This window comes from Fundicoccus sp. Sow4_F4 (assembly GCF_052116145.1).
In the GTDB taxonomy this organism is placed as follows: Bacteria; Bacillota; Bacilli; order Lactobacillales; family Aerococcaceae; genus Fundicoccus.
Window position 1 is genome coordinate 20,119 of record NZ_JBQKLQ010000006.1, and the last position, 12,555, is coordinate 32,673.

A 12,555-nucleotide genomic window follows, 5' to 3' on the forward strand; every position below is an offset into this window, starting at 1 on the left:
TCTCCTATTTCTTTTCTTTTATTATCTTGCCTGTGTCTTTGTTAAGTAAATAAGCTTTACCATTAGTCTCTTGAATATATACGGAATCTTCATGCGCAAAAGCATATAATGCATCCTCTGAAAGAATATCCCCATCCTTATTTAAAACATAGAAGCCTTTATTTTTGTAAATATAAACAATGTCATTCAACTCAAATTGGACAAAATGTCCCATCAATTGAGTTTCAGGTAAGAAAATCTCTTCTAAACGGCTATTGAAGAAAACATGTTCTCCCCGATTATTTGTGATTGTTCCGACATTAGTTCCATTTATAAATGAGAAATACGAGTCATTCATTTCATAAGGAATTTGAACGGATTCTCTTGTTTCAAGATCAATATAACCGAAGCCACTGTAGTCTGAAAATGCTAACCAATTATTATTATTCACTCTGTGATAATCTTTTATTTTATCTCCTTGAAAATGTGTTTCCCCTTCAGCGGTATAAACAATATATTGTTGGCTGTTATCATCTAAATAACCGGGATAAAGATACTCCCCATTTTCTGATGCGCTGAAATTAGTTATATAAGGTACTCTTAACATACTTTCACCATTAATATTGAAAACTGTTGTTTCTCCCCAATAGTTTGTTGCACTAATAAATACGTCATTGTCTGTATGAGCTACTACGGGAGGTGTATCGGTCTCTATTTGTATAATCGTTTGCCCTGAACGATCAATTAAACGATACATGTCCTCATATTCCCATTCTTTAACGATAAAATGCTCATTATCCACTACTGATAAGTAGTGATACTTAACTGGTATAACGATCTCCCCTGAATCCGTAATAACTCCTGACGCAATACGTTCTGTTCCATTATTGTGCGATCTGCTGTAATCGTTCAATACTGTCACATCATTTCCTTCAAATGGAAGAATCACTCCTACTGTTTCAAATAAAACGTCTCCTGTTGTATTTATCAAAAAATACTTATCATCATTGCTAGCGGTATGTACGCCGTTAAAAGAGCTTGATATGCCATAGCTTGATTCAGGTCCTGATATACCAAACGGACTGCTATTCATGGTGTTAAATCCTTCAGAAATTATTTCCCCTTGATGATTAACTAACCAAAACAAATAGTTTTGATCTCTAACAACCGCAACACCATACTCATTAAATCGTGAAACGTAAGAAACTGGCCCGGTAAAACCCGTGACTTCAGCACCAACATCTTGAGCAACGACTTCTAAATCCTCGTTTAAAACATTTAAACCAAAAGCATCTTGATAAGGATAAGCAATTACTTGCTTGGGTACTTTCTGTTTAATTCCAATGGTTGATAGTACATCGCCTTGCCAAGCCCAAAAGCCTCCTCCCAGGAAGATACTAAGAAACAAAATAATTAGTATTCCTTTACGATTCCAAGTTGTTTTTGTTTTCATAGCTACTCTTGAAGCTTTTTCTAACTCTTTTGCCTCTATGGTTGAGCCACAATACGGGCAATATTTTGCCTGTACCTCTATTCGTTGATGACATTCATGACACTTCATTTTATTCTCCCCAATTCAAATAAGTTATATTTCTATCATGATGTATAAGTCATTTAGTGTGATGACTTATTTCCCTTTGAACATTTTAAACAGTGAGCATACTAGTAATAATATAATTGATCCTAAAATCATTTGACTCCCTAAGCCTAAATCCGTCGAGACTGATCCATAATCGTTGTCGTAACGAATAAATAGATTTGAATCGATTGCCAGATAAATTAAATAGGTCATACCGCCACCCATGATGACGCTAATTATAAATTGTATAAAGCCACTAACTTTGGAGCGTAAAAAACTCAATACGGCGAAAACAACTGGTAAATAGTAAGCAATGATAGTAAATATCATTTGATAAAACTCTGATTGCCCTGAATTATCAAAGAGTGCACCGTAACCCAAAGCTTCAATAACTTCTGACATAGTGAAGGTTGTCTGTTGGTAGGAATTCCACAAAACGGAGGCATTGACATCAAATAAAGAGTAATTATTTATCCCGCTATAATAGATAAATAGTGCTAATGCAGTCAAAAGAATCCACATGATAAAAGAAAGAGTTGAGGTCTTATCCGATGCATGAATCAACGCGCTAGTATTTCCTTCACTCGATTCAACTTGTTGTTGTTTGATTTGCTGTGTTTTTCTAGCTTGAGCTTGCAATCTCCTTCTACGACGAAGCGATCCACTATCATTCGCTAATTGAGCAGTAGATAGTTGATTTTTTTCATCTAATATTGCTTGATCAACTGATGGTAATTTTTGTGCTTTACTCACACCTTGAGTACTTTGTTGGTAATTATCTTTAATATTCTCCACTTGAGTGTGTGCTTTGGTTTTAACCGAATGATAAAGCTCCCGTGTCTCTTCACTGATCTGTTGGGTGTAACTATCTAACTCATTTAACTTTTCTGGCACCATGATGACTTGATGAATAAACCACGTTTCAATTTTTTGGTTCAATTCAAGTGATTGGCTTGTTTTATAATTAGCAAACAAGTAAGCTCCTACCAAACTCAAAGTTAGTAGTAACCAGCCTGTTTGAGTTGAAAATGAAATGGTAATAAATAATAGCAGGGTCAAAATAAATACTAAATAAAAATTGTGCTGTAATAAATTAACTAAGTTTAAGATTTTTTGATAATCAAAAGATGCCCCTTTATTGGTGTTTTCAGCTGCTTGCATTGCTTCTGATTCAATCTCCTCAATCACTTGACCACAATTAGGACAACCTCCTTGAATTCCTTTTAATGAAAAACCACATTGCGTACAAAAGTTCATAACCATCATCTCCTCATTTTTATTAGGACTTCCGTCTATATTCTTGTTCAAGTCTTTTTATGCGGATAAACACCCCTTTGCCACTCCTTAAACAACAACTAACTTTTTTAATTATAATTAAGATTCTCTTAACACATTACTTTTCAGTGCATAAACGCACAATATGAGTCTCTAATACAAAACAAGGTTTTTAAATAGATTCCAGGAAAAATAAAAGAGCTGTCAAGTACATGATTTTGTACTTGACAGCTCTTATATTTAACAATCTTTGATTTACTTTTTAATTAGTCGATAAGGCACAATTCATTAGCACCTTCCACATCACTAACTTTCTTCTAAAATCTTCACGGTGATAACTAATTACACGATTCTGAAACTCAAAGCTGGCCGGATCAGCATTGAAAGGATAGTCTCAACAATTTTTGCATCGTTAATGGAACTTCAATTGCCCCAAATGAAAAAAGCAGTCATGCAAGCGATGATACAATTACTTGTACTGAGTGGTATAACTAGAATCCTTTCAAGGAGAATTTTTCACCCTTATTACAAATAACTTTAATTAGTTCTCTAGTTAATTTTTTTCTTAGTTATTCTGTTTAAAAAAAGTATAATTAATGCCACAACAAGAGTTAGTAATACACTTTCTGTATTATTAACTAAATTATTACTTCTTAAAAAATATAGTGCAATTAGATAGAAAAATAACAATGAAATTCCAATAGTTTTATTCACTTCATATCTCCTTCCTTTAGCGGGCTCTTTTAACTACCCTGAGTCTTTCTCCTCTAAATATGTTCTTTTCTTTAACACTCATGAACATAAGCTATTATCTCTTTTATTATATCAATAACATTATAGTAGTGTAAATTAATAATCATACAGTGGATTAATTCAAAGTGTGCCGCTTCTTCGATAAGCAATGAATTAGCCGTATTATAATTTCTTTCCAGCCAATCGAGAAATGAGTTCTTCAATTATTAATGCTGAATTTTATGGTTTTTAGCATATATCATTCTACTCCCACTTCAGCCTAGATTAAACACGAACATCGATAGTCTTAAGCTATTATCGATTTGCTTGATCATAAACTTTTTGGGGGGCGCGGAGAAATTCCATCATAGATTTCATTGTTCTTTTAGCCATAGAATTCCCCATTATAAGAAAATAGGCCCACACCTGGTACGCTTGACAAAAGTCAGTCGCGCGGTGGGGCTCTCTCGTATATATTATATTTTATACTGGTTTACAAATCAAGCGGCTTATAGCTTAAGGTAATGTTTCTTTGGATCCACAAGTCATATTGCTAAGATTATTTGGCGCAGTATCAAATCTGGTCGCAAAACTATGGATCTTAAATCGATCATATATAGTTACATAAGTTTTTGCTTGTTATTGTCGCTTCCCAGATTATTTACGGCCGTTATATTTATTTAATTTTTTTCATTCAAAGAAGGTGTCTTTTTCATCCAGGAGTCATCAAACACTTTAAGAGTCTGGCTACTCCCCACAAGGCGCAGTTTTCTCTTCAACCGTTCGGTATTACTTCGCTTGAACTAAGAGGATTTTGAGCCGCCCATTATTGCAATAAGCAACTAATGGATCATTTGCCCACCCAAATCATCGATTATTAATAATTAGATATATTCCATTTGGTCGATATGTGATACGATGAACATATAAAGGAGTTGAGCGGATGAACAATCGAAAGACGCTATTAGGTTGGTTAACTTTGCTTGTTGTGATGTTTAATAGGCAACTGCTCGTCGTTGATGCCAATAGTTCTGTAGTGAATAGCCAAGAGTATGCCCCTTATTATTTCGATACGTATTATAAATACCTAGCAGATGGCATGGAATTTGACGATTACGAAGTTGATGTCTATTATCCACCTAATGCAGAAGGGATTTATCAATTTAACGTCGATAACTACGCGATCAATAAAATTCATATTTACCAAGTAAATAGCGACGGCATTTATGAGTTGTCTTATTTCTTAGGCGAGGATCCTCAACAAGACTTCCGTTATCACCCAGATTCGGCGGATAATACTAAATCTTTGGTCTTCCCTCCTACCTTACAAGTCGGTCAAGTCTTCTATCAAGGCTATGCCAGCCAACAAGCAGTAACGGTCACTGATATTCTCTCAAGCTTTGAACATCAGGGAGAGGTTTATCAAAATGTGGTGGTAACTGAAAGTTTTGATGAATCTAATAATCGCACGCAGACTTATTTAGCGCCCCAAGTTGGTATTCTAACAACAAGACGAACCAGCGCAGATGGCGTCTTCGATATTACTGCTAGACTGGTTGAACGCTCGCAGTCCTTAAATAGTGAGTCCACTGCCGATCAGAGTCATTCACCTTTAAGCTTGTCACCAAAACGGGACGAAATCATCGAGTTATTTGCGAATGGTGGCATCGTAGATAAATACAGTTATGCTGAAGCCCAAGCTGAACTAGCAAGATTGGAAGTGTTAACTTTAGAAACTGGTGATGTGTTTAAAGGTGACTTTGTCGATCCAAAGTATGCTAACCAAATGAATAGCTTCAATATCTCTCGAGGTGCCAGCTTCATGTTGTTTGATTACCTCTCTCACTACTTTTCCCAATATGGTAATCCAACCATCATAGACACGCGCTATCAGTATCAAGTTGATTTTGCGGATATAGCACGTTATGGTACTTGGACAGATCAAACAGGCTCGTCCATCCATTTCCTAGGTAGTGGCAATGGGATGCAAGATAATCCCTCGACTATCTATATCGAACTAATGGACCTAGACTCGAATCAACGAACAGCTCAAATTGAAACAGCAGACACTCAAGAAATTAATCTAGTTTCTTATTTCTCTGAAGGTAATCGTCAGGTGAAAGTAAACACACTCGTTCGTCCCGGTAAGTTGGGAGGCACGGGGTGGTATAGTGAAATCCAGCACCATGCCTATCTTTTCTATAATAAAACGGGTGGCGTTTCCTTAGCCTATCCTGTGGCTGATCACTATGTAGAATTTCGGTTGATTGAGAACTTATCTCAATAACATTAGCAATTAATCTATAATCGCCCGGCACTTACAATAAAGGCATCAAAACTTTCCTAGACAGGATTCAGAATATGCCACGCGCCGACATTTATTCACAAATTCTCATTCGACTATATATGCATCAGAAATCGAAGAATTCTGACAAAATATTACTCAACAGAAGTAGGAAAAAGCAGTTGATCGAATTTGATCAACTGCTCTTTTGTTATACTTGGAGTTTTTCCATCAAGACCTCTATCATTGTTTTTGAAAAGTTTATGCCAGCTTTTGTTGCTCGAGCATTTAGCCAGTGTGGAATCTTGATTGTTTTCTTGTCCGGAACACTATCTTGAAGATAATCAAGCAAGTTCACTGATACATGTGTGACAAACTGTGTTTCTTTGTTAATTGCTATATCATACTCACTTTTCAAATTTCTAAACTCTCGATGAGCTTTTGTGGCTGTAATATACTTGTTGATCCACTAGAAACTTAACTAATCACCATTATTCTGAGTCTGTAACCAAAGGTAGTTCCTCTTCAGACACTTCTGGTTCCGGCGTTGGTTCTGGTTCCGGCGTTGGCTCTGGAGTTGGCTCTGGAGTTGGCTCTGGAGTTGGCTCTGGTTCTATAATCACAGGCGGTGATATCCACTCCTCCTCCACAACCGGTTCTGATTCTGGCTCCGGTTCTGGTTCAACAACGGGTTCTTCGCTCGATGCTTCAGCTTCTTTAGCGGCTTTAATTTCGTCCAATTTTTGTTGGGCTTCAGCCGTTATTTGAATTGAGCTACTAGGCTGATAGTTATTTTGAACCGACACATTATATAGGTTGTTGAAATCTAGCGGTTGGACGGTATTGATATTTTCGGTACCAATTCCACGAGTTCCTACGCTACCTGTTTCGAAATGGTAACTGAATAATGCATATTCTGCTCCACCTACTTGGTCAAACCAGAAACTGAATTCCTGATAAACTTGTTCATCTAATTCTAGCAACGTATTGTGTGTAGCATATGCTTGCATACTATAACCGGTTGTTTGACTAATTAGATTATATATTTCTTTCATATTTGCATCCTTTATTAAAGTTTCGTGGGCATCCAAGCGATGCAGTAATTCTTCACGGTAAGGTATTTTATGTTGATCAAAGGCTGGTTCTCTTTGATCTTCAAATTCGTTTAAGAAGTACTGGAAGGCAAACCACCTTAATTGGTTCAGTGCTGCTCGCTCTTCTGGCTTAATTTCCGGTGTTATCTCTTCAAAAACAAACGTATGAGAGACTAGTTCTTGAACCGAACGACGATTGGTTACTTGCGTCGTAAAGTCATCATAGAATTTCGCGATAATTGGATGGTAGATATTCGAGTCACTTAGATCTGTTCGTTCAAATTCTAAGATGTCCTCAGTCGTCATCACCACTTCATTCTTGCTAGCTGTTAAAACATCGCGCCAGCTTGAGTTGAAAGAAGGTAATTCGACTTGCAGTTTGTCGTTAGATGCTTCAACAGGAACTTCTGTAGAACTTTCTACCGCTGGTTCAGTTAGTACTTCACTGCTTTCTTCGGTCGGAACCTCTGTCGATTCTTTAGTTGATTCGGTTGAAATACTTTCTGTTGACTCTCCTGAAGTTTCTTCTGTTGATTCTGTTGGAACTTCTTCAGATAGTTCTGATTCTGTTTGCGTTTCTTCGGGTCCCATTTCTGGCAACTCCTCAACACTTACAATCTCATCGTCTTCATCAAAGAATTCTGTTTCTTCTGGGACTTCATACACTGATGGTACGGGTGCTTGAATGGCATTATTTTCAACTGCTACACCATAAATGCCACTAAAATCAAAAGTTGGGGCCATTGGTTCACCAGTTGCTAGTGCACCAGCATCATATACTTCTAATGTATTGATGTCTATTTCATAATGACCGACCGTTCCACTATTCACTCCTCCAAAATTCCGAATGGAAGTCATGAAGCGGCTATCAAATTGAATCCACTCTGAGTAGCTGAATACTTCCGGTGCATGTCCAGTTGCAATGGCAATTCTTGAAACCATCTCATTTAGAGCAGGGTCTTGTCTGAATTGAGCCGCTTGGTTTAAAGCCCGTAACCAGTCTTGTTTGATTGGTCTTACTTGGATTCCTTCTTCTTTACCTCGGAGTAATCTCGCTTCATCGTGACTAGCCTGCACTTGATAGATCACGGTTCTAATGTAGTTCAGAGCATCTTTTTCTACTTGCGATAATTGTGGCAACATCGTTTCGACGATAAATGTATGCGAGTAAATATCAGTAATATAATCTTCACCCTGACTGAAGCGATCATTTAATGTATTTAACAGCGCGGGAATAATTGGATGATAAACGGAAGGATCACTGTAATCCGGCTGATCTAATTTTAGTGCTTGTTGGGCAGTCATATTGCCTTCTTGAGTCGCTAAAATTTCTGGCCAGTTACTTCCAATTATACTGATTTCTAATTGTTTGATTGTTTCTTCTGTTTGAGCAGCATCTGTTTCAGAGAAACTTTTCGCATATTCGAGTAGCTGTTGTAGCAAATCATTGTTTAACTCCGCATCAATATTGTATTGTTGTAGGTTGTTAATCACGATTAAATTTAGTTGCTCATTGCTAATGTTAGTTGTTTGATTAATTTGTTGAATCACCTGAATTTTAATATTCGTCATCATCTGGTTGATCGTGTAATCATTGATCGTCACATTCTTTTTGATATTCTGGATGACTTTTATTTCTTTGTCTGCCACTTGAATATCTTCTTGCTTTAAGGTGTAGCCGGATTTGTCTAGCAAAGCATACACACCTGCCAACGCGCCTTCACCGGTTACTTCTACCACCGTCGCAACTCGGACTAACACATCTTTAGCACCTGCTGTAATGGCTGCATTCTGATAAGTCATTGGCGAAACAAGCGTTATATTCTGCGGTGTGACTATTTGCACTCGCACGCCGTAGTTTTCGTCTTGTCCTTGGATATATGCACTTGAGAATACCTGAGTACTGGCTGTTGAACCGTCATTTAAGTATTTATTAACCGTTGTTCCATCAATTCGGATGATATTTTCTGGTGTGACATCCTGAGCCCCTAATAACTGTTTGGTCATATCCGCCTGTTCAACGTTGAGTGTATCACCAAGTGACATCAAAGAATCTGCAGTGTTTTCGCTAACAGCACTGACTTCCTCTAATTGCAAAAAACTTACTATTGGACTACTAAGTAATGGTGAAAACATTAATAGTGATGTAGCAATTAATAAACCCCTTTTCAAGCTAAGCATCTTTTCATCCTCCTGTTTGTTTTGATACATCCATTGTAACCGCTATCATTTATTATAACAACGTATTTTGATATTTTAATTTATCTTAAATACGTTTTAGAATTTAGTACGATTGCGGATGCAATTCTTGATTATGCTATTTCAAATTCATACCATATTTATAGAGTTTCCTTACGAATCAAAACTGGTATAGCGATTTTCGACGAAGCTGATACAAATAATCGCGATTTGTAGTCCTAGACGAACGCTACATGCACTAATCCTTTTAAATATTACAAAATATAATTCTTTAAATCATTATTGTTACTTTTTTGTGATGTTTTTCCTAACACTCATTTATAATAGTTTTATCATAGAATGAATAAACAGACGTAGATAAAAAATATACCTCCACCTAATTTTTACTTAGATAATATTTAATTCTTCTTTTGTTAAGATAGTCCCATCTCCCAAATCAATGCCTAATTCAGTAAATGTTTTCGTGGCTAATTTTGCAATCGTTCTAGTTGTAACGGTATCAAAAGTACCACCTACAAATGCCCCAGCAACTGGCACTGCTTTTCCTAAATTAATTGCGCCCTTTGTTCCAAATTTAGTGACCATTCTAAAGCCAACAGCTTGATTGATTTTAGTCAACGTTTTGCCAGGAATTTTCTTAACTACCCCTAATAACCTTAACTAATTATTTAATATAATTTCATGAACTTTCGAGGTAGTCCACCCGTCTGTTATATAAATTCTATTAAATTGGCACCCTTCTGTTTTATTGTATTCCATTACTTTTATTTTAACATCTTCTATTTCCCTTACAGATCCAGACGAATTATTGATAAATAGGTTGATTTCGTTAAACTTTCTATAATTTATTAGTTTTTCCTCTTTAATATATAACGCTTTCATCATTTCGCTTGATAAAGTTCCCATCCAATGAGTAGATGGTGGCGGTAATAATATTTCAAATTTTTCATTTATATTTTGCATCATAAAATCAGATGTAAAATATACATCACTATTATCTGGGGTGTTTCTTAGTGACTCTAGATTTTCAATTTCCATTGGTAATTTCAGTTTATTTTCATAAACAGGATTGCGAGAAAAAAACTGTTTCAGAAGTTCGTGATTTTCCGGTAATTCTTGTAAAAATTTAAATTTTATCTTTTTTAATTTAGGGCTCTTTTTCATTTTATGATATTCGATAATATTTTTCCTTTCCATATTGAAGTTTAAAACTATCTTATTATACTCAACTGTTGTAACCTCTGTCCCTATCCCTAATGAGACGTTTTGAATATCTGGTTTATCAGAAATAAAAGCATCTCTGTATCTGGCTTTATCAAACTCTTGTAAAATTTTTAATGCTTCTTTCTCCACCGCAGCAGAGTTGAATAAATAATTCATGTTATCTCCTCTCAAATTCTTTTTTTATATCATACTTCTTTTTCAGTTTTCTAATCCCTCGTAATCTCCCATACTTTAAGCTCACTAACAATAAAAAATCATGAGATTGCTTCGCAATCCGAATGACATTTAAAACACTGTGCACCATTTTCTTGTTTTAATTTAAGTGAAAGCAGACAAATCCGTGCGTTTAGTAGTGTTGCCGCACCCGGATAAAAAAATGGACGAAACATTCTTTGAGATGAATGGACTATGCTTCGAGCATTTAAATAAATAGACACTTTACCAGAATGTTTCCCTGCTTTTAATTCATTTTTAGGAGGAATTATGATGGAAGTGATGGTTAAAAGATGTGCTGGAATTGATGTGCACAAGAAGACAATTACCGTCTGTACGTTAGTTGGTTCCCTTAATCGATCTAAACCGAAGAAACAAACTAAAGAGTTCGATACCACGACAAGAGAATTACAAGCGTGTGCCCAGTGGTTTGAGTCGCTAGATATTACCACCGTGCTGATGGAAAGCACGGGACAATATTGGCGACCGGTGTGGAATATTCTGGAACCTTATGGGTTTAAGATGATTCTCGCGAATGCCCAACATATTAAGCAAGTCCCTGGGCGGAAAACCGATATGAGAGATGCCCAATGGATCGCGGAGTTAGGCCGTTGTGGACTCGTGAGTGGCTCGTATGTGCCTGAGCGAGACATTCAAGATTTAAGACAACTTACGCGCCACCGCTCATCGGTGAAAGAAGATTTGACGCGTCGTAAAAATCAAGTGCATGATATTTTACAACGCTCAAATATTAAGTTGAGTCGTTATTTATCGGATATATTTGACAGCGACGGGTCAGCGGTTATTAAGCCTATTTATTAATGGTGAAGTCATTAATGAGCAGTTAATTGAAGAGACGATTTCCAAAAGAGTTCACGCGAGTCCTCGGCAATTATTTGAGGCGATGAATGGCTCCTTAACGACGATTAACCGGCAACTTCTCCAGCTTGAATTAGCGACCATTCGACGTTTGACTGATGAAATTAAGGAATGTGAGCAACTCATTGAAGAACATCTTCAACCTTATGAAGACCTGTATCTTCGGCTCCTAGAAATTCCTGGCATCAGTCAAACAACGGCTCAAGTGGTCATCGCAGAAGTTGGACCGACCGTGGAGGCCTTCGAAACCGTTGAGCGAATCGCTTCGTGGGCGGGCTTATGTCCAGGGAGTTATGAATCAGCTGGCATTCAATATGGGTCAAAAACGACGCGAGGTAATCGCTATCTCAAAGCGGCTCTTTGTCGAGCGGGACTGACAGCTGGTCGATCGAATCACCAAGAATTCCGAGCGATTTATTTTAAGTTTAGTGAGCGCAAACAGAAAGGCAAAGGAGTGGTGGCTTTGGCCCATAAATTACTCAGAATAGTCTACATGCTCATCAAAACGGGAGAAACTTACACCCCATGGCAACAAAAAAAGACTCCAGCTACGGCAATAGCATAGGAGTCCCCAAAAATTAAAAATTTTCCACCTTCATTATAACATGAGGTAGACTTTTTTGTCTTTTTTTGAGAATTTGTTTTAAATAAAAACATCCTTAACCTTATATGAGCGATGCAACGCTTCAATACAGAATAATCCCTATAAAAATTTATAGGACGCGTTTCATCTGTCTCGCCTTCATTCCATTCTCAATCAATTTAACGACCATAAAACCAAGAACTATCGCGCCTACAGTCCACACAACATCCATCATGTAACTGGCCGCTTCAATATAATTATTCTTCCATAAGCAATATAAAATTATTATCAGTGTATCAAGTCTCACATTACTCAGTTATTTCATACAAAACCTTCTACTCTTTAATTCCTTTAATTTTAGTATAAAAGAAACTCATGATGACTGCGAGTAATTTACATACTACAGTTCATCATGAGTTATTTTTACTGCTTAGAATAGGCGTGTAAACTCACTTCTCTTAAATAACTTAAGCGTCTTTACGAATTCGTCCCTTTTAATAAAAAACATACTTTC

7 protein-coding genes and 1 pseudogene are annotated in these 12,555 nt (G+C 36.7%); 3 read left to right on the forward strand and 5 right to left on the reverse strand.

The features are described 5' to 3' along the window. Positions 1 to 4: 4 nt before the first annotated feature. On the reverse strand, positions 5 to 1,540 hold the full coding sequence (locus tag ACTQ5J_RS09405) for a hypothetical protein (protein WP_441752528.1): 1,536 nt from the start codon (positions 1,538 to 1,540) through the stop codon (positions 5 to 7). 66 nt (positions 1,541 to 1,606) lie between these two features. Beyond that, positions 1,607 to 2,866: a hypothetical protein gene (locus tag ACTQ5J_RS09410; protein WP_441752529.1), complete on the reverse strand. Its 1,260-nt coding sequence runs from the start codon at positions 2,864 to 2,866 to the stop codon at positions 1,607 to 1,609. Between the two features lie 1,642 nt (positions 2,867 to 4,508). On the opposite strand from ACTQ5J_RS09410, the gene ACTQ5J_RS09415 reads away from it, so the two are divergent. Continuing rightward, a complete protein-coding gene (locus ACTQ5J_RS09415) occupies positions 4,509 to 5,852 on the forward strand; it encodes a hypothetical protein (protein WP_441752530.1) in 1,344 nt (447 codons plus the stop codon). A gap of 488 nt (positions 5,853 to 6,340) precedes the next feature. On the opposite strand, the gene ACTQ5J_RS09420 is transcribed toward ACTQ5J_RS09415, so the two are convergent. From ACTQ5J_RS09420 to ACTQ5J_RS09430, 3 genes and pseudogenes are all read right to left on the reverse strand, one after another. Beyond that, positions 6,341 to 9,124, reverse strand: a complete 2,784-nt coding sequence (locus tag ACTQ5J_RS09420) for a DUF1002 domain-containing protein (RefSeq protein ID WP_441752531.1) — start codon at positions 9,122 to 9,124, stop codon at positions 6,341 to 6,343. Between the two features lie 405 nt (positions 9,125 to 9,529). Continuing rightward, positions 9,530 to 9,793 (reverse strand): annotated as a pseudogene (locus tag ACTQ5J_RS09425) (EcsC family protein); the annotation flags it as partial. 9 nt (positions 9,794 to 9,802) lie between these two features. Then, positions 9,803 to 10,522, reverse strand: a complete 720-nt coding sequence (locus tag ACTQ5J_RS09430) for a hypothetical protein (protein WP_441752532.1) — start codon at positions 10,520 to 10,522, stop codon at positions 9,803 to 9,805. A 339-nt stretch (positions 10,523 to 10,861) separates the two neighbouring features. Between ACTQ5J_RS09430 and ACTQ5J_RS09435 the strand changes: the two genes are divergently transcribed. Continuing rightward, positions 10,862 to 11,401 (forward strand): IS110 family transposase, encoded by a 540-nt coding sequence (locus ACTQ5J_RS09435; RefSeq protein ID WP_441752686.1) that lies wholly within the window; start codon positions 10,862 to 10,864, stop codon positions 11,399 to 11,401. After that, entirely contained in the window at positions 11,361 to 12,023 is a 663-nt protein-coding gene (locus ACTQ5J_RS09440; protein WP_441752533.1) for a transposase, read from the forward strand. Before ACTQ5J_RS09435 ends, ACTQ5J_RS09440 begins: the two co-directional genes overlap by 41 nt. The last annotated feature ends 532 nt before the right edge of the window (positions 12,024 to 12,555 follow it).

What these genes read in the sequence shown, in the direction of transcription:
- ACTQ5J_RS09405 (WP_441752528.1), bottom strand. Translation starts at nt 1,540, where the DNA reads ATGAAGTGTCATGAATGTCATCAACGAATAGAGGTACAGGCAAAATAT.
- ACTQ5J_RS09415 (WP_441752530.1), top strand. Translation starts at nt 4,509, where the DNA reads ATGAACAATCGAAAGACGCTATTAGGTTGGTTAACTTTGCTTGTTGTG.
- ACTQ5J_RS09420 (WP_441752531.1), bottom strand. Translation starts at nt 9,124, where the DNA reads ATGCTTAGCTTGAAAAGGGGTTTATTAATTGCTACATCACTATTAATG.
- ACTQ5J_RS09430 (WP_441752532.1), bottom strand. Translation starts at nt 10,522, where the DNA reads ATGAATTATTTATTCAACTCTGCTGCGGTGGAGAAAGAAGCATTAAAA.
- ACTQ5J_RS09435 (WP_441752686.1), top strand. Translation starts at nt 10,862, where the DNA reads ATGGTTAAAAGATGTGCTGGAATTGATGTGCACAAGAAGACAATTACC.